The organism is Rhodococcus sp. A14 (assembly GCF_011603105.1).
GTDB lineage: Bacteria > Actinomycetota > Actinomycetes > Mycobacteriales > Mycobacteriaceae > Rhodococcus_F > Rhodococcus_F opacus.
Genome location: NZ_JAAOQS010000076.1, coordinates 1 through 18,070, shown reverse-complemented (window position 1 = coordinate 18,070; position 18,070 = coordinate 1). Strand labels below are relative to the sequence as shown.

Here is an 18,070-nt window from a genome sequence, read left to right as displayed (position 1 = left end):
TGGAAGAAGTCAAGGGTTCGTCTCCAAAGTTGTTGCGATTAAGTCACGATGGGTTAGTGATGTCAGGTCCCGACCGGGACCTCCGACGTCCGGTCGGCGGCGGGCTCATACACACCTTGGGCGAGGAGTTCGCGGTAGAGCAGCTCGATCTCCGATGCATACTTCTCGGCGATCGGTTTACGGCGCAGCTTCATCGTCAGGGTGAGTTCGTCACCGCCCGGCTCCCAGAAGGTGGGGAGGATCAGGAAGCGTTTGACCTGCTCCACGCGAGAGAGGCCGGTGTTGGCCATCGCGACCGCGGCGGCGATCATCGTGATCATGTCGCGGTCCGCTGCCAGGGAAGCGGCATCGACCCGGATGTTCTTCGCCGCGGCGAAATTAGCCGCGGCCTCGGGGTCGAGCGAGATCAGGGCCGTGTTGTACGGCCGCGCATCTCCGATAGTGGCCACGCCGCCGATGAGCGAGGAGGTGGCCTTGATTGCGTTCTCGATGGTGGCTGGGGACATATTCTTCCCCGAGGAGTTGATGATCAGTTCCTTCTTCCGATCGACGACGGTGAGGTATCCGTCCCGGTCGATGGACACCACGTCACCGGTGGCCAGCCATCCGTCGGCGTCGACGGCGTCGGCAGTTTTGGCAGGCTCTCCCCGGTAACCCTTCATGACGAGGGGACCACGAACGAAAAGCTCACCGTCGTTCGCGACCCGCATGTCCATGCCGGGCACGATCTTGCCGACCGTTCCCAGTTTGGCGGGATCGGCCGGGGCCGCACTGGCGATGCAGGTCAGTTCCGACATCCCCCAGATCTCGGAGATCTGCAGCCCGAGCCCCGCGAAGAATGCCAGCGTGTCGGCGGGTATCGGTGCCGCTCCTGACACGGCCCATCGGAGCTTGTCGAATCCGAGTTCGGCGCGCATCGGCGCCAACACCACCGATTCTGCCTTGACGAACTCGTGTTCCAATTCTTCCGGTACGGGGAGACCTACCCGGAGCAACTCGATCCGGCGCGCGCCGACCTCGAGGCCCCACTGCAACGCGCGCCGTCGTGCGTCGTCCGGCTCGTTCGCCACCGCCCGTTCGACCGCGATTTTCAGCTTCTCCCAGACCCGCGGTACCGCGCCCCAGATGGTTGGCCGGCAGTCGGGAAGTGCGGCAGCGATCTGCCGTACGTCCGCGACCACGGTGACTTGCGTTCCGAACACCATCTGGAAGTACAGAGCCGTCATCCGATCGGCGATGTGTGCCGACGGCATGAAGGAGGTGATGCGGTCCCCGAACTCGATCGGGAGGATCCAGCACACCGCGCCGGCCTCGAACAGCAATGCGGCATGAGTCGACTCCACCCCTTTCGGGTTGCCGGTAGTGCCGGAGGTGTAGATCAGGGTTGCAACATCGTCGGGCCGCACCGAGCGCCACGCGGCGTCGAAGTCGAACTCCGGTGAGCCGAGAGCCTTCATCTGGTCCAAGGTGAGCGTCCCGGCCGGGGCAATTCCTGCCTCCGCATCGATGACGACGATCTGCTCCAGCAGTGCGCCGGATTCCCTGATTCGCTCCACGTACTGGGCCTCGCACACCACGACCTTGGCTTCGGCGTTGCCGAGAACGTATGCGATGGCAGAGGGAGGAAGCGTGTTGTAGATCGAGAACGACGTCGCCCCGACATGTAGCGCTCCGACGTCGATGGGGTAGAAGTCCACGCGATTGGCCATCATCAAGGCGACGGTGTCGCCGCGGCGGACTCCGAGTGCGGCGAATCCAGCCGCCACTTCGCGGACCTGGCTCGAGTATTGCCGCCAGGTCAACGTCTGTGAATCGCCGACCGTTCGCAGTGCGATGGCGTCCGGGTCGATGGCGGCGGTGCGTTGAAATGCTGCGCACAGGGTGTGGGGCGCTTCATCGATGGTCATGGCGTTCTCCTCGGTTCAGGACCGGCTGCTGTGGATCCACTCGGATATGTGGTGACGGGGCGTTCTTCGAGCTCGCGGATCAGTTGGTGGCATTCGGCATCGGCCGCCAGGTAGCCGTCGGCGAGCACGTTCACCAGTCCTCGTCCCAGTGCCCACGGTTGCCATGCCGCCGGAGCGAGGGTGCGTCCGGCGCGGCGAGCGATGGCATCCGCGATCACAGTCGCGGCATCCTCCGGACTGATGCGGCGGCGCAGCGGACGAGGAAGACGCGCATCGAGCCTTCTGCCGATCTCGTCGTCGTCCAGCGTTGCCCGAGCCAGTTGTGTGTCGACCATCCCGAAGTACGCGACACCCGCGGAGGCGCCGTAGCCGGCGAGTTCGAGACGGAGTGCCCGGCCGAGTTGTTCGACGGCGGCCTTGCTGATCATGTAGGACGCACCACCGAGACCGGGTGCGAAGGCCGCCGCAGACGACACCACCACGATGTGGCCGCGTCGCGTAATCACTTCGTCGATCGCCGGATGGACGGTGTTGAAGACGCCTGTGAGGTTGATGTCGATCACGCGGTCGAAGCCCGCCGGATCTATCTGGCGGAGGGTGGACGGGGGCGGGGTCACTCCGGCGTTCGCGATCACCACATCGAGCCGCCCATACCGCTCGATCACCCGGTGTACGGCTGCATCCATGCCGCGACGGTCGCGGACGTCGGCGACCAGGGTGAGGACCCGCCGTCGTCCGAGCGCGAATTCGGCCGCCGTCAGCGCGGATTGGTTGACATCGATCAGCGCGACGGTCGCGCCGCGGGCATGCAGTGCTCGCGCCGATGCCAGTCCGATACCGTCGCCGCCGCCGGTAATCAGGACCACCTTTCCGGCAACGTTGTACTCGGCGCCTCGACCGGGAAGTGGGAGTCCCAGGTCTCTCAGGGTGCGAGCGATCGTCGATCGGGTTCTGAACGTGGCCATCATCAATGCCTTCCGTGGAGCAGTCTGACGAGAACGCGCACCAGAGTGTCGATCCGCGGTGTGCGCCGAAACGTGGTGAGCGGAAGAATCGACGGGAATCGCTGCCTCGTCATCGCACGGGCAAACGTGAACTCCCTCAACCCGTCAGCGCCGTGGACCCGGCCGAATCCGGAATCACCGACACCACCCAGCGGCAGGCTGGGGACGGCGGCGTACATGACGTACGAATTGACCGACACTGCGCCGGTGCGGATTCTCGTCGCGATCTCCTCGCCGCGTCGGCGGGAGAAGATGCTCAGCCCCAATCCGTATCGGCTCGCATTGGTTCGGTCGACCGCGTCGTCCATATCCCGCACCCTGGTCACGGTCATGGTGGGCCCGAATGTCTCCTCGGTGACCGCGACACTGTCCTCCGGCACGTCCACCAGAATGGTCGGCTGCACGAGGTTGCCCTCGATGGCGTCCGGCCCTCCGAGTACGGCGCGGCCGCCCCTCCCGATCGCGTCGTCGATGTGGCGACGGATGACGTCGATGTGTGTGGGCATGGTGATGGGACCGATCTGGGCGTTCCCGCCGGAACCGGCCCGGATCGTGCGTGCACGAGTGACCACCCGATCGGCGAACGCGTCGAATACCTTTTCGTGCACGTACACCCGCTCCACCCCGAGACAGGTCTGACCGGCGTTGGAGAACCCACCCCACACGGCCGCGTCGGCCGCCGCGTCGAGGTCGCCGTCAGCATCGACGATCAAGGCGTCCTTTCCGCCGCACTCCATCAGAACCGGAGTGAGTGTCTCCGCGCACGCGGTCATCACCTGTTTTCCAGTGGCGGTGGAACCGGTGAACCCGATCTTGTCCACGCCCGATCGGCAGAGCGCGGCTCCCGTGGAGCCGTCACCCGTGACCACCTGTAGAACCGGGTGTTCCGGCACGACCTCGGACAATGCCTGGGCCAACCACACACCGACGCCCGGGGTGTACTCGCTGGGCTTGTAGACAACGGTGTTCCCGGCTGCGAGCGCGAAGGACAAAGAACCGAGCGGGGTGAAAATCGGGTAGTTCCACGGTCCGATCACCCCCACGACTCCGACGGGGAGATATTCGACGCTCGCCGATTGGTTGGCGGTGAGCAGGCTGGAGCGGACCGGGCGCCGACCCAGTACACGGGCGGCGTTCTTGGCCGCCCACGCCAGGTGTTCCGAGGCCATCGCAATTTCGAGCATCGCGTCTGCGCGCGGCTTACCCATCTCGAGGTGGGTGAGCTCCGCGAGTTCCGGTGCCCGACGGGCGATGATGCCCCGCCACGCGTCGAGTCGCCGGGCCCGTTCGTCGAATCCCAGCGACCCCCACCAGCCGGCGACCTCGCGCGCTCGGCGCACCGCGTCGTCGATGTCGTCGGCCGACCCGCGTGGGTGGGTTCCTACCACCCGCCCGGTCGCCGGACTGATCACATCGAACATGTCGGCCGCAGCCGTGGTCGTGATCATCGGCGGGTTCCCTTCGGTTCGTCGAGCGTCTTGTCGGCGAGCGCGTGCGCCCATCCCCGTGTCACCCGACGGAGGATTGGCAGGGACAGTACGAGGAATGGGGCGAACCCGGGCGTGGTGTCCATCGCAAAGGTCCAGGTGAGCCGGGTTCCGTCGGACGTCGGTTCCAGGGTGATGTCCTCGGCGAACCGGCGGAATCCGGGTCTGCTGGCGGACTCGGCGGTAAAGGTCATCCGTCTGCCCTCGTCCCAGCGGTAGAAGCGTTCCCTCAGCGCCGCGGCGCCGTGACCGAGCGTCACGGTTCTGGTGGTACCGACACCGAAGGGCCGGGACGACGTCCACTCGCTTGCCGTGATCAGCCGCGCCCACGACACCAGTGCGTCGTGTGCGGTCAACACACTCCACACGTGGTCGGTGTCCGTCGACACGTTCACGATGTGCACGAGCCGGAATCGGGCGGTCTGCAGGAACTCGTCGTCGGTGGCGGCGAGTGGGTACCAGCGCATCACAGGTCGATCACCAGCGATCCACCGGCCGAGCGGGACAGACAGACCAGCATCGAATTCTCCCGTTCGTTGTGCGTCAGGATCTTGTCGCGGTGATCGACCTCGCCGGCCAGGACGCGCACGCGACAGGTGCCGCAAAAGCCCTGCCGGCACGAGTAGGCGACACCCGGGACCTCCCGGCGGATCGCCGCGAGCGCGGTCTCGTCCGGCCCGACCGACACAGTCGTCCCTCGGCGGGCGAGTCGTATCTCGAACTCACGGCCATCGACCACCGGAAGTGGTGAGAAGCGTTCGGTGTGAAGCGATCCGGTCGGGTCGATCTCGGACATCAGCCGACGCGCGGTGGTCATCAACGGTGTCGGGCCACACATGTAGACGGCGGCACCAGGGGAAGCCGTGGCGACGATGCCGGCGACATCAGGAGGACCGAATTCGTCGTCCGGCCGGATCTCGACCTGGCCACGGGGATACCAGGCGAGTTCGTCGAGGAACGGCATGGTTTCTCGGGAGCGTCCGAGATAGACCAACCTCCATGGCAGCTCACGGTCGTGGCATCTCTTCACCATCGGCAGGATCGGAGTGATTCCGATTCCGCCCGCGACGAAGAGATACGATTCCGCGGCAACCAGTGGGAAGGCATTGCGAGGCCCCCGCACGGTGATCGGGGTCCCGGTCCGCACGGAGTCGTGGACCTCCCGCGAACCACCCAGGCCGGTGTCGATCCGACGCACCGCGATGCGGTAGGACGACAGATCGTCGGGGTCGCCGCACAGTGAGTACTGCCGTTGCTTTCCCGAGGGGAGGATCAGGTCGAGGTGCGCGCCTGGGATCCAGGACGGGAGGTCGCGTCCGTCCGGCGACACCACTGTCATGCTGACGACATCAGCTGCCTCGGTCCGCACCTCCGCAACAATCAGATTCATATCGAAGCCCCAGTGACGCACGGGCTTCGGCCTCGACAGCCACGGAGCAGCGCGACTGGCGGCGAACACGTTTCGGTACGCGACCGTCGCCCGCGCAGCCAGCCGGAGAACCCTGGAGGGTTCGAAGTCGGGCGTATCGGAGTCCGAGCCTGCGGAACTGTCCGACGTCGTCATTGTCATGAGTCGCTTTCTCGGTAGGAACGGTTGGCGGCAGGCGACTGTGCGAGGTAGCGCATCGCCACATCCATGTCACCGATCTGCGAGGGATGGAAGCTGGGACGGAGGTACGGCGGGATTTCCGTGATCAGGAATTTGATGTTGGGCACGAGCCCCCGCCTGGTTGCACGGATCAATTGCAGTGGCCAGAAGCGCCCCTTGTCCGCCGACGGATCGGTGCGGAAGAGGTAGTTCATCGATGTCAGGAACAGCAGGATGAGGGTGAGGCTGGCGATCAGTGCCGTTCGTACGCGGCGGGCATAGCTGCCGTCGACGTACATGTAGGCGTCGAAGGCGACGTTGCGGTGCTCGACCTCCTCGGCGCCGTGCCACCGGACCATGTCGAGCATCATCGGGTGCATGCCCGCCTTCTCCAGTGCGGGGTCCGTCAGCAGCCACTCCCCCACCACGGCGGTGTAGTGCTCCATGGCGGCGAACAAACCCAGCCGCTCACACAGCCACGCCCGTTTCGCACGGCCGGACAGCCCTCGATCTCCCAGAATCCGGTCTACGAGCCAGTCCATCTTCTTCGACATCGGTTCGATGTCCATGCCCAGTTCCGCGAGGTGTTCACGGGCCCCCTTGTGCGACGCGGCGTGAGTCGCCTCCTGGCCGACGAACCCGACGACCTCCTCGTGGAGCCGCTCGTCCTCGATCAGTGGCAGCGCCTCGGCCAACGTCGCGGACATCGCGCGCTCGCCTTCGGGAAGTACCAAGTGCATGAAGTTGATGACATGCGTGGCCATCGGCTCGCCGGGAACATAGTGCAACGGCACTCCGTCCCAGGAGAACTCGACGTCACGAGCGGTGATCGCGTGCGCTTCGTCCGTGTATCGCCGCGCACCGACCGAATCGACCACAGGGTTTCGGCCTATTCGGGGAAACGACATCATCCTGCTGTCCTCACTGTCGATTTTGCCGAGGCTCCGACCCCGCTGAGGATGTATTGGTCGAGGTCCGCCCGCCGGGTCCGCGCGCGGAAGCGGCGGTTGAACCCCGGGTAGAAGGTGAAGTTGCGGCCCTCGCCGCTGAGGTAATAGCTGGTGCACCCACCGGTGTTCCACACCGAGGTCTGTAGCCTCTTGTCGACCTCGTCGACGAATGCCTGCTGAACCTCGGGGCGGACGTCGATACTCGCCGCCCCCTGCGCGTTCATTTCCTGCAGGCAACTGAGGATGTACGCAATCTGAGCTTCGATGGTCACAACCTGCGAGGTGTAGACGACGGAATTGGGGCCGAGCAACATGAAGAAGTTGGGGAATCCACTGATTGTGGTGCCGAGATAGGCTCGGGCATTGCCGTTCCACGCCTCGGCCAGGGTACGACCGTCGCGCCCTCGCACCACATCGAACGCGGGATTGTCGGTCAGCCGGAAGCCCGTTCCCATCACGATCGTGTCGACCTCGTGGAGAGCGCCGTCCTCGGTGACGATCCCGTTCGATCGCACTTCACGAATTCCGTCGGTGACCACGTCCACATTCGGCTGCGCGAGCGCCGGATAGAAGGAGTTGGAAAACGTCGGTCGTTTACAACCGAACGCATAGGTGGGCGTGAGTTTTGTCCGCAGCTCCGCGTTGCGGACCTGGCGGCGCAGGTGGGCGCGGCCGAGCGCCGCCAGCCCTTTCAGCAGCGCCGGCTTGTACACGAAACCCGGAACCATCGCCTCTTGGACCAGATCGAGACCGGCCCGCGCCAGCCGCTGGGCAACAGGTACCCGCGCGAACAATCTCTGTGGCCATCCGGTCATCGGTTGGTCGGGGTGCGGAAGTATCCACGTCGGGGTCCGCTGGAACACCGTCATCGAACCGACGCTCGGCTGAATTCGGGGGATGATCTGCACCGCAGAGGCACCGGTTCCGATCACCGCGACCCTTTCCCCGGCGAGATCGTGCTCGTGGTCCCAGGCGGCGGAGTGAAAAACAGCGCCCTGGAAGCTCGCCAGTCCGGGAAGGTTCGGTACCGCCGGTTCACTGAACGGGCCCATCGCCCCGACCAGAATCCGCGCCTCCCAGTTTCCATGACTGGTGGTCACGTGCCACGCCTGCGAGTCGTCGTCCCAGGTCGCGTCTTGCACGTCATGACCCATCCGCAGGTGCGGGACGATGCCGAAGTTCTCAGCGCAGGCGCGCAGATAGTCGTGGATCTCCTGCTGCAGCGGGTAGAGCCTGGTCCAGTTCGGGTTGGGAGCAAAAGAGAATGAATAGAGGATCGAGGGGATGTCGCATTGCGCTCCCGGGTAGGTATTGACCCGCCACGTTCCGCCGATGTCCTCCGCACGGTCGAGCACGACGAAGTCGTCGATGCCGGCTTGTTTCAGTCTGATCGCAGTTCCCAGCCCACCGAATCCCGCGCCGACGATGAGTACGTCGACCCTTTCGGGTGCCTGATCGACGTTGTCGACCGGAAGTTCCACCGGTATTGCAGACCTGACCATTCGGGCGCCCTCCTCGTTGATGCCGCGCATGCCGAAGACACTAGAACTGACATCACACGCTGTCAACAGCGGTCGATGTCAACATTCACAAGACGCCGCACGCAGCCACACGATCTGATTCGGCACGTCGTCCGCGCCTTCACCGACTACATCGCACGATCGGCGTCGCGGAAAGAACATGTTCGTCGAGTCGCAGACCGTCCCGGAGCTCGCGCAGCGGGGCGAGCAACTCGTCAAGGAATGCACGGCCGGTCGCGGCATCGCTCGGCAGGCTGAGCGGCGACGAAGCACGCGACAAGGTCACCACTCAACTCCACTCGACAGCGATCTTCGACGCTCTCTCCTTCCTTCGCCAGCACTGGCTCACCGGAAACTCTCGAATCTCCAAAAGCTTCGTCGTAGGGCATGTTTCGTTGGCGATCGATCCCAGGTCGACCTCAACAGCGCGTCGGATCCAACCACACATGGTTTCCCATCCGCTTGGATGAGGGTGCGGCAGCGCTTTCGGTGGATTTCGTTCAGAGGGCGAGCTGGTCGTCGCAGGCCCTTCCGAGAGCCGGCCCTCGGCGACAGCGCCGAGGGCCGAGGGCCGAGAACTTTACGGCGCAACCGGGTAGTGACTGGTGATCGCGACCCGATTCCAGGCGTTCATCACGGTTGCCAGCCAGCTGATCGCGGACACCTGCTCATCTGTGAGGGAGCCGTCATCCCAGGTTCGCCGTTCCGGAACGGCGAGAGCGGTGACCTGTTCGGCGAGAGCGAGAGCCGCGCGCTCCTGGTCGCTGAAATACTGCGACTCCCACCACGCTGCGACGACGGCCAGTCGATCCGTCGTCTCTCCCTTGGCGAGGGCGTCGCGGGTGTGCAAGCGAAGGCAGAAGGCGCAGCCGTTGAGTTGGGAGACGCGGATCTTCACCAACTCCACTTCCGCGTCCAGCGTCGTCAGGCTCCGATAGACGGACGGGTGCTGCTTGCCGAGATTCACGCTGGTCATGACGTTCCTTCTGAGTAGGTTGTCGAATGGTTGTGGGTCCGGGCGCCCGCACCGATGGTGCTGAACGAGGTTGCCTGAAGATCGCGCGATGTCTTCCGGTGCGTCCCGGTCATGCAGACCACGGCGACCCCGTGATGCGATCAACCATGCTCATGCTGCGGAAGCCGGGAACGAAGTGGTCCAGTACGTCGGCATTGACGGTGCCGTAGGTGGTGTCCGGCCGGTGGCTGAGCCCGTCGACGAAGGCACGCAGAAATTCGTTCTTTGAAGTCACCCCGCGGATGGACAGCGGTGATCTCCTCGACCCGGTCCGGGTTCAGTCCGGCCAGACCCAGCCCGACCACATCGGTGAGGACGCCGAAGTGGGTGGCGGCGACTTCGTCCCCCATCCGGCCGGGAATCCCGGGTGTGGTGTGCAGCGCGATCGCCGTCCAGACCACCTCGGCGGCGGCAGCGGAGAAACCGCGGTCGAGCAGAAACTTGCGAGCATGATCGGCCCCATCGAGCTCGAACCGCTGCTCGACATCCGAGAAGGGCGTGAGGAGGCCAGTGTCGTGGAAGAGGGCAGAGAGGTAGAGCAGCTCAGGGTCTGGCTGCAGGCCGAGCTCGCGAGCCTGGAGTGTGCTGAAGAGGAACACGCGCCGTGAGTGATGGAAGATCAGGGGGCTCGTCGTATCCTGGACGAGGCGAGTGGCTTCGGCTGCCGCCTGTGTCTCGGGAATCTCTACTCCTGCGATGATCTCGGTCATGGGCCCTGCACTTTCAGGTTTCGATGTTGTAGAACAGACGATGTGTCCGTCCCTCTACGGTGCCGAACATCGAGGGTCCGGCGTCGCCTCGGTCCGGCCATGAATCACCCGAATTCGGACAGGCGGTGAGCGTGCGTACGAGCCCCCACCCGCATCGGGTCGCGGTCCTGGTCTACGACGGGGTGAAGCTGCTCGATGTCGCCGGCCCCGCCGAGGTGTTCGCGGAGGCGAATCGATGCGGCGCCGACTACCAGATCGTGTTGTTGTCGCCGACCGGTGCCGGTGTTGCGTCGTCTATCGGGACAAAGATCTCCGTCGACGGCGACGCAGGATCGGAACCGGCACCCGACACCTTCCTCGTGGCCGGCGGCGACATCTACCCGCGAACCGCCATCGCCCGCGACCTCGTCGAGGCAACGGGCACGCTCGCAACGCGATCTACTCGGGTCGGCTCCATCTGCACAGGCGCGTTCATCCTCGCGGCGGCCGGCCTCCTGGAGGGCAAACGCGCGACCACGCACTGGAAAGTCGCACACGAACTTGCCGCCCGGCACCCGACAACCCTCGTCGAACCCGACTCGATCTATGTTCGCGACGGCACCACGTACACGTCCGCGGGCGTGAGCGCCGGCATCGACCTGGCGCTGGCGCTGGTCGAGGAAGACCATGGCCCCGATCTGACGCGCGACGTCGCCCGACGCCTGGTGGTCTACTTGCAGCGCGCGGGCGGACAATCGCAGTTCTCTGCCCCACTCCAAGGCCCACCGCCGCGCACACCAGCCCTCCGCCGAATTGTGGATCTGGTGACGGCGGACCCCGCCGGGAAGCATTCGCTCGCCGAACTCGCCGGACACCTCAACGTGAGCCCTCGACACCTCACGCGACTCTTTCGAACCGAGCTGTCCACCACACCTGCCCAGTATGTCGAGCTGGTCCGATTCGACATGGCAAAGGCGCTGCTCGACCAGGGGCACAACGCAACACAGGCAGCATCACTCGCCGGCTTCCCGAGCTACGAGAGCCTACGAAGAGTCTTCGTGCGGGAGCTGTCGATGTCACCGGCTGCCTGCCAACGCCGCTTCGGCACCGCGCACCGCGCCGACGCGGGGTAGTCCGACGGGGTGTGCGATTGCCGTACCCGGTCATTCCTGTCGTTGTGCAACGCGCGAAGAGCCGGCGCCGATACACCGACCAGAGGTGAGGACCGTGGTCGAGCACATCGCCGCCCGGCAGGACGTACGCGAGTTCCGGCGGGCCCTGGACGAGCTGTTCGCGTTCCTGCTCGACAACGACGACCCCTACACGCCGGAATGGGACCGCGCCCGGCTTCACCGGCTGACTACCCAGGTACAGGAAGCGACCGCCACGCTGAGGTGGGGCGGGCTGCGAGTGGATTACCTCGGATTCGGGAGCATGGAAATCTCCGTCGACCTCGGCCCACCGCCCAACGGTCCCAGGTGATCGCCCCTTCCGACGAAGATGGCGGTTTCGGGTCTGCTGTCGGCGCGCGGTGATGCAATATTGCACATCCCCATTGCAGGTTAGGTGATTCCCCCGGCCTCCATACCCGGGCACACTTGTATTCGTCCCCGCCGGAAACTGCGCGAAGCGAAGAGATTCCCGGGGTCTATCCCAAGGGCTCGTCCGAGTCGACGTCACCTGCCGGCATCGACTCGGACTGCGCGTTGAACGTCGGTTACCACACCGCTAGGAGTACAGATGAGCAAGATCGCTTTCCTCGGCCTCGGAAACATGGGCTTGGGTATGGCCACGAATCTGGTGCGCAACGGCCACACAGTCATCGGATTCGACCCCTCCCCAGCGGCATCCGAGATGGCGTCATCACACGGAATCGACTCTGCTGCATCTCCTGTCGATGCAGCGGAGCGTGCCGACGTGATCATCACCATGCTGCCCAGCGGCAAGCACGTGCTCGACGTCTACGCCGACCTGGTCCCGGCCACATCGCAGGGAACCCTCTTCCTCGACTGCTCGACGATCGATGTCGGCGACGCGCGAGCCGCCGCTGAACTGGCTGTCGGCGCCGGGCATCAGGCGGTGGACGCCCCGGTGTCCGGAGGCACGGTCGCCGCGGACGGCGGAACGCTCACCTTCATGGTCGGCGGCCCGGCCGACGCGGTGGACCGAGCAAGCTCACTGCTCGACGCCATGGGGTCCCGTATCGTCCGATGCGGCGACTCCGGAGCAGGTCAGGCTGCGAAGATCTGCAATAACATGGTCCTGGGGATCTCCATGATCGCCGTCAGCGAAGCCTTCGCGCTTGGCGCAAAGCTGGGCCTGACCGACCAGGCACTGTTCGACGTCTCGTCGACCGCGTCCGGTCAGTGCTGGGCGTTGACCACGAACTGCCCGGTTCCCGGACCGGTTCCGACCAGCCCCGCCAACCGCGACTATGCCGGCGGGTTCGCGAGTGCATTGATGCTCAAGGACCTCCGACTCGCGCAGTCCGCAGCGACGGACAACGGTGTCGAAACGACGCTCGGACGACGCGCCACCGAACTCTACGAACAGTTCGTCGCCCAGGACGGCCCAGGCCGTGACTTCTCTGCGATCGTGACGGCAATCCGTGCCGGTGCATATGACGTGCAGGCACAACAGTCGTAGCCCCTCCCACGTAGACCTCGCCCCGTGCCGCGGGAGTGAGACGCTGCTCGATGTGAAAGGAATTCGTTGTGCGCATCATTCTGACAGGGCCGCCGGGAGCGGGCAAAGGCACACAGGCGCAGTCGCTTTCGACGGCGCTGCAGCTCCCCCACATCTCGACCGGCGATCTGTTCCGCAGCCACATCGCACAGAGCACGGAACTGGGGCGGACGGCGAAATCGTTCCTCGATGCCGGCGAACTGGTCCCGGACGAGGTCACCATCGGGATGGTCGCGGAGCGCCTCGCGGCCGACGACACGGCCACAGGATTGATTCTGGACGGCTTCCCCCGCACCGTGGTTCAGGCGATCGCCCTCGATGAGCTCCTTGGCCGACAGCTGAGCCAGATCGACGCCGTCCTGGACTTTTCGATAGCGGACGATGCAGTCGTCGAACGGATGCTGGCCCGTGGCCGCGCCGACGACACCGAGGACGTCATTCGTCGACGTCTGCGGGTCTATCACGACGAGACCCGACCGCTGCTCGACTACTACTCGCCGCTTCTGCTGGCCGTCGATGCGGAAGGTGAGGTCGACGAGGTCTACGCCCTCGCGATCGGCGCGCTGTCCGAGCGCGGAAGCGTCGCTCCGTCCACCTGAACGCTGTTCCCTGCACCCCAGCAGAGCCATCCGAATATCAAGGAGATTCCGACATGACCTCCACACAAACCTCACTCGCTGAGCTCCATATTCCCGAGGCCCGCGACTACCCCATGTTCGTCGACGGGGCCTGGGTGGACGCCAGTTCCGGTCAGTGGAGTGAGGTGACCACCCCGATTCTGCGTGAGCACGTGATCGGCCGTGTCCCGTCCTCGGGCACCGAGGACGTCGATCGCGCGGTGCGTGCTGCGCAGAAAGCCTTCCCTCGGTGGCGGTCTCAGCACTTCACGGCGCGAGGCCGGATCCTGAGCCAGATCGCCGACGCCATCGACGCGCGCGCCGAGGAACTGGCCCGCCTCACCGCCCTCGACACCGGAAACGCGCTGCGCACCCAGGCACGCCCCGAGGTCGCCACCCTGGCGAACCTGTTCCGGTACTTCGCCGGTGTCGCCGGCGAGATCAAGGGCACGGTTCTGCCCGCCGGCGACGATCAGCTCCAGTACTCCCGCCAGGAGCCCCTCGGCGTCATCGGATGCATCCTGCCCTGGAACTCCCCGCTGATGATCGCCGGATTCAAGATCCCCGCCGCCCTCGTCGCGGGAAATACCGTCGTGGTCAAGGCGGCCGAGGCGGCTCCGCTGAGCGTGTTGCTGCTCGCCGAGATCTGCGCCGAACACCTGCCGGCCGGTGTGCTCAACGTCCTCACCGGATCCGGCAGGGTGGCCGGTGAAGCACTGGTTCAGCACCCGGACGTCGACAAGATCTCCTTCACCGGCTCGACCGAAGTGGGACGTCATGTTGCCCGTGAGGCCGGTGGCCGGTTGGCACACGTCTCCCTCGAACTCGGCGGCAAGAACCCCTCGATCGTATTCCCCGACGTGGACATCGACGACGACTTCATCAATCAACTGCTGCTGTCGACCCGGGTACACCGGCAGGGACAGAGCTGCACCGCCGGTTCCCGGTTGTTCCTGCACCAGGACGTCTACGACGAGGTCCTCGACCGGCTGGTGAACACCCTGGCCGGGCTGAAGGTCGGGAATCCGCTCGCCGAGTCCACGGACATGGGCGCCATCGTCAACGACAAGCAGTTCGCCTCGGTCTGCGGGTTCCTCGACGACGGTCTCAGCTCGAGCAAGGTCTCGACGGTCCTCGACGGGTCCCCCGCCACGATCCCGAACTCCGACGGCTACTACATGGGCCCGACCGTGTTCTCCGGCGCCGACAACTCCTGGCGCCTGTCCCGTGAGGAGATCTTCGGGCCGGCGCTCGTCGCGATCCCGTGGAACGACCACTCCGACGTCATCGACATGGCCAACGACTCGCACTACGGTCTGGCCGCATACGTGTGGACCCACAATCTCGATCTGGCGCTGTCCACCGCCCATGCCCTCGAAACCGGGTGGGTGCAGGTCAACCAGGGCGGCGGCCAGATGGTCGGCCAGTCGTACGGCGGATACAAGCAGAGTGGCCTCGGCCGCGAAGTGTCGCTCGAGGGCATGATCGCCGGATTCACCCAGACCAAGCAGGTCAACGTGCGCCTGCGCACACTCTGAGAAGGGAGCGCACCATGACTGTCGGACCACTCAATGACATCCTCGTGCTCGACCTCTCCCGTGCGCTGGCCGGGCCGATCGCCGCGATGATGCTCGGTGACCTCGGTGCCCGGGTGATCAAGGTCGAAGCCCCGGGCACCGGCGACGACTCCCGCACCTGGGGGCCGCCGTTCGTCGGGCCGGCCGACGACCCGCAGTCGTCGTACTTCATGTCGGCGAACCGGAACAAGGAATCGATCGTGCTCGACCTCAAATCCGAGCACGGTAAGGATGCGCTCCGTCGCCTGGTTCGGCGGGCGGACGTGCTGATCGAGAATCTGCGGCCGGGCGCGTTCGACCGGCTGGGCTTTCCGGCCGACGTACTCGAGGAGCTCAACCCGCGGCTGATCACGTTGTCGATCACCGGCTTCGGGCACGACGGCCCGGAGGGATCCCGCGCCGGCTACGACCAGATCGCCCAGGGCGAGGCCGGGCTGATGTCGGTGACCGGTGACCCCGACGGGGAGCCGACGCGGATCGGAGTCCCGGTCGCCGACGTCCTCGCCGGTGTCCACGGCGCCACGGGAGTCTCGGCCGCACTGGCCTCGAGGGAAAAGACCGGCAAGGGCATGGTCGTCCGGACGTCCCTGTTGGCCGCCGCGATCAGCGCCCACACCTTCCAGGGCACCAAGTGGACGGTCGGTGGGCAGGTCGCGCAGCGGTCCGGTAACCACCACCCGCAGATCGCGCCGTACGGAAGCTTCCGCTGCGCCGACGGATACGTTCAGATCGCGGTCGGCAGCGAGGCGATCTGGGCGAAATTCGCTCCGGTGGCCGGGCTGTCGGCGGACGATCCACGATTCACGGTCAACCGGGACCGGGTCGCGAACCGCGACAAGCTGATCACCGCAATCGAGGCCGACTTCGCCCGACGTCCTCGGGCTGACGTCCTCGCCGCGCTCGAGGCCGCGGGTGTTCCCGCCGGGTCGATCCGCACCATCGACGAGGTCTACGAATGGGAGCAGACCCGCAGCCAGGGCCTGCTCCTCGAGGTCGAGCATCCCGTGGTGGGGCCGGTGCAGTTGCCGGGTCCGTCCCTGCGGATGGAAACGGCAGGCGGTGAGTCGCTGGTGCGGTCCGCGCATGTTGCGCCGCCGGTGCTCGGACAGCACACCGAACAGATTCTCGACTGGCTCGACTCGGTCGACGCCACCGATCCGCTCGATGCGATGGTGCCCGCGCAGGCGTGAACTCGGTGAGAGTCCGACTGGCACACCGGGGCGGTGTTGCAGGAGTCTGCCTCCTGCAACACCGCCCCGGGTGCGCCGGGAACCTACACAGTGGGGACCAGTTCGTCTCGCCGACTGCGCGCCTCTTCCTGAATCGCTTGCCGGACGGCCTGGACCGCCGGATTGGTGAGGCTTTCGCGGCGCGCGGCCAGGGAGAAGGCAAGGCGAACATCGACGGCCTCCGGCAAGATCCTGCGCAGATCGGTGTGCTGGTCCGCCATGAACGCCGGCAACAGCCCGATGCCACCGCCGGAACGCGTGGCAGCGACATGAGCGAAGATGTTGGTGGACATGAACTTTGCAGCGACACCGGGCAGATGCCGGCTCAGGTCGAGATCGCCGACCTGCAGCAAGGAGTCGACGAAGAAGACCAGCGGGTGCGCTGTCAGCTCGTCCAGGCTGCCGGGTTCGCCGTGCTCGCGGAAGTATCCTTCGCTGCCGTACAACCCCAGCGAGTACTGGCAAACACGTTCGGAGACCAGCCGACTGGTGATCGGTGTGCCCACCGCGACAGCGAGGTCGAACCCTGATTGGTACAGATTCAGTTGCCTTGTATCCGTGATCAACTCGACGACAAGGTGCGGGTGACTCATCCGCAGCTTGGCCAATGCGGGAGCGACGAACAACGACCCGAATCCGTCCGGAGCGGTGATCCGGATGGTTCCCCGGAGTGGATTCTCACTGATACCGAGGACCACGTCGGCGGTTTCCTGAACGGCTTCCTCGATCAGTCGCGCCTTCTCCGCGATCGATCGGCCGACATCGGTCAGCTCCCATCCGTCGGCACTGCGCTGCAGCAGACGGACACCCAGGACCTTCTCGAGCGCACGCACACGCCTCGAGACGGTGGTGTGGTCGACGCCCAGGTCCAGCGCCGCGGATTGGCGGCGTCCGGTTCGCGCGACGGCGAGCAGGTACCGAAGGTCATCCGAGCGGATGTTCCGGACGTCGATCACGGCCGGCCTCCCGGTAGGTCGGCCGCCGTGGTGTGGTGTCCGCCCCGTGCGGCGGTCGATGCACGCCGGGTTGCGGAGAGTAGCTGCTGCAGGTCCTCGTGGAGACGGCGCATGACCCTCGGGTCCGCGAGGGCGACGGCATCGAGGGCGCGGGTCGCCGAGGTTGCCACCTCGCGACCCTTGTCGGTGATCGTGACGAGGGTCGAACGGCGATCGGACCGATTGATCGTCCGTAAGGCCAACCCGGAACCTTCGAGCCCTTCGATCAGCGTTCCGATGGTGGTGGGATGCCTGTCGAGAGCACGGACGATCCGCACCATGGGTAGTGGGGCGTTCGCGGCGATCATCATGGCCAAGACCTCGTACCGGGCGAACGACAGTCCGAGTGGTCGCAACGTGGAGTTGAGTTGATGGGTGATCAGCTTCTGCGTCTGCAGTACGGCGGCGATCAGCGATGTATACGGCGGCACAGATTCGGCAGCCGGCGCCGAGTGGGGTGGTTGCGCAGTGGCCACCGGAAGCCTCCTAGTTGTCCGGAATGAGCATCGAATGAACGCCCTGAGTGTGTATTTCGCGAAACTCGCGTTTGGCGACGGGACTGTGTCGGCACTTCCCGTGTCGAAGTGTTTCGGTTTGGAGTGGGTCACACCCATTGGCAATTTACATGGATATCCAACTATAGTACTTCCAACTTCTCCGATCTGAAAGGGTCGATTCATATGTTCACCTTGACCGATGACGAGCGGGCGATCAGCGACACTGCCCGTGACTTCGCGGCCGAGCATCTCGCGCCGCACGCTGTGGAGTGGGATCAGGCCAAGCATTTCCCGGTGGATGTCCTGCGTA

Annotated in this window: 17 protein-coding genes and 3 pseudogenes; 7 read left to right on the top strand and 13 right to left on the bottom strand. The window is 65.4% G+C overall.

Annotated features, from left to right (window positions below; translation table 11 throughout):
- Positions 1-62 precede the first annotated feature (62 nt).
- The 10 genes and pseudogenes from fadD11 to G9373_RS30935 all read right to left on the bottom strand — a co-directional run bounded on the left by fadD11 (position 63) and on the right by G9373_RS30935 (position 10,181).
- Positions 63-1,907 (bottom strand): fatty acid--CoA ligase FadD11, encoded by a 1,845-nt coding sequence (fadD11, locus tag G9373_RS30980; protein ID WP_005568064.1) that lies wholly within the window; start codon positions 1,905-1,907, stop codon positions 63-65.
- The gene (locus G9373_RS30975) at positions 1,904-2,875 is read right to left on the bottom strand and encodes an SDR family oxidoreductase (RefSeq protein ID WP_065490757.1); all 972 of its coding nucleotides are present in this window, start codon (positions 2,873-2,875) and stop codon (positions 1,904-1,906) included. The genes fadD11 and G9373_RS30975 overlap by 4 nt, the downstream gene beginning before the upstream one ends.
- Positions 2,875-4,359, bottom strand: a complete 1,485-nt coding sequence (locus tag G9373_RS30970) for an aldehyde dehydrogenase family protein (protein ID WP_005568061.1) — start codon at positions 4,357-4,359, stop codon at positions 2,875-2,877. Before G9373_RS30970 ends, G9373_RS30975 begins: the two co-directional genes overlap by 1 nt.
- Positions 4,356-4,865, bottom strand: coding sequence for an SRPBCC family protein (locus tag G9373_RS30965; RefSeq protein ID WP_005568060.1), 510 nt, complete (start codon positions 4,863-4,865; stop codon positions 4,356-4,358). Before G9373_RS30965 ends, G9373_RS30970 begins: the two co-directional genes overlap by 4 nt.
- Complete coding sequence (locus G9373_RS30960) at positions 4,865-5,968, bottom strand: PDR/VanB family oxidoreductase (protein ID WP_043790426.1); 1,104 nt, start codon at positions 5,966-5,968, stop codon at positions 4,865-4,867. The genes G9373_RS30965 and G9373_RS30960 overlap by 1 nt, the downstream gene beginning before the upstream one ends.
- Positions 5,965-6,897 (bottom strand): metal-dependent hydrolase, encoded by a 933-nt coding sequence (locus tag G9373_RS30955; protein WP_167118576.1) that lies wholly within the window; start codon positions 6,895-6,897, stop codon positions 5,965-5,967. The genes G9373_RS30960 and G9373_RS30955 overlap by 4 nt, the downstream gene beginning before the upstream one ends.
- Positions 6,894-8,438: an NAD(P)/FAD-dependent oxidoreductase gene (locus tag G9373_RS30950; protein ID WP_043790434.1), complete on the bottom strand. Its 1,545-nt coding sequence runs from the start codon at positions 8,436-8,438 to the stop codon at positions 6,894-6,896. The genes G9373_RS30955 and G9373_RS30950 overlap by 4 nt, the downstream gene beginning before the upstream one ends.
- Positions 8,439-8,577: 139 nt before the next feature.
- Positions 8,578-8,742 carry a hypothetical protein gene (locus tag G9373_RS30945; protein WP_167118573.1) on the bottom strand — a complete coding sequence of 55 codons (165 nt, stop codon included), beginning with the start codon at positions 8,740-8,742 and terminating at the stop codon, positions 8,578-8,580.
- Between the two features lie 294 nt (positions 8,743-9,036).
- Positions 9,037-9,432: a carboxymuconolactone decarboxylase family protein gene (locus tag G9373_RS30940; RefSeq protein WP_167118570.1), complete on the bottom strand. Its 396-nt coding sequence runs from the start codon at positions 9,430-9,432 to the stop codon at positions 9,037-9,039.
- A 109-nt stretch (positions 9,433-9,541) separates the two neighbouring features.
- Positions 9,542-10,181: pseudogene (locus tag G9373_RS30935) on the bottom strand (HD domain-containing protein).
- 59 nt (positions 10,182-10,240) lie between these two features.
- On the opposite strand from G9373_RS30935, the pseudogene G9373_RS30930 reads away from it, so the two are divergent.
- The 6 genes and pseudogenes from G9373_RS30930 to G9373_RS30905 form a co-directional block, all read left to right on the top strand.
- Positions 10,241-11,293: pseudogene (locus tag G9373_RS30930) on the top strand (GlxA family transcriptional regulator); the annotation flags it as partial.
- Between the two features lie 145 nt (positions 11,294-11,438).
- Entirely contained in the window at positions 11,439-11,642 is a 204-nt protein-coding gene (locus tag G9373_RS30925; protein ID WP_206032805.1) for a hypothetical protein, read from the top strand.
- 258 nt (positions 11,643-11,900) lie between these two features.
- Positions 11,901-12,806, top strand: coding sequence for a 3-hydroxyisobutyrate dehydrogenase (gene mmsB / locus G9373_RS30920; protein ID WP_005568047.1), 906 nt, complete (start codon positions 11,901-11,903; stop codon positions 12,804-12,806).
- Between the two features lie 80 nt (positions 12,807-12,886).
- Positions 12,887-13,444: an adenylate kinase gene (locus tag G9373_RS30915; RefSeq protein ID WP_206032804.1), complete on the top strand. Its 558-nt coding sequence runs from the start codon at positions 12,887-12,889 to the stop codon at positions 13,442-13,444.
- 53 nt (positions 13,445-13,497) lie between these two features.
- On the top strand, positions 13,498-15,000 hold the full coding sequence (locus G9373_RS30910; protein ID WP_167118554.1) for an aldehyde dehydrogenase family protein: 1,503 nt from the start codon (positions 13,498-13,500) through the stop codon (positions 14,998-15,000).
- 14 nt (positions 15,001-15,014) lie between these two features.
- Positions 15,015-16,229, top strand: coding sequence for a CoA transferase (locus G9373_RS30905; protein ID WP_005568043.1), 1,215 nt, complete (start codon positions 15,015-15,017; stop codon positions 16,227-16,229).
- An 83-nt stretch (positions 16,230-16,312) separates the two neighbouring features.
- On the opposite strand, the gene G9373_RS30900 is transcribed toward G9373_RS30905, so the two are convergent.
- The 3 genes and pseudogenes from G9373_RS30900 to G9373_RS30895 all read right to left on the bottom strand — a co-directional run bounded on the left by G9373_RS30900 (position 16,313) and on the right by G9373_RS30895 (position 17,646).
- On the bottom strand, positions 16,313-16,999 hold the full coding sequence (locus G9373_RS30900) for a LysR substrate-binding domain-containing protein (RefSeq protein ID WP_257237489.1): 687 nt from the start codon (positions 16,997-16,999) through the stop codon (positions 16,313-16,315).
- Between the two features lie 33 nt (positions 17,000-17,032).
- A pseudogene (locus G9373_RS47820) lies at positions 17,033-17,185 on the bottom strand (LysR family transcriptional regulator); the annotation flags it as partial.
- A gap of 35 nt (positions 17,186-17,220) precedes the next feature.
- Positions 17,221-17,646: a MarR family transcriptional regulator gene (locus tag G9373_RS30895; protein ID WP_240960839.1), complete on the bottom strand. Its 426-nt coding sequence runs from the start codon at positions 17,644-17,646 to the stop codon at positions 17,221-17,223.
- A 297-nt stretch (positions 17,647-17,943) separates the two neighbouring features.
- Here G9373_RS30895 and G9373_RS30890 point away from each other — a divergent pair.
- The coding region (locus tag G9373_RS30890) for an acyl-CoA dehydrogenase family protein (RefSeq protein ID WP_206032801.1) at positions 17,944-18,070 on the top strand (127 nt) is incomplete at its 3' end.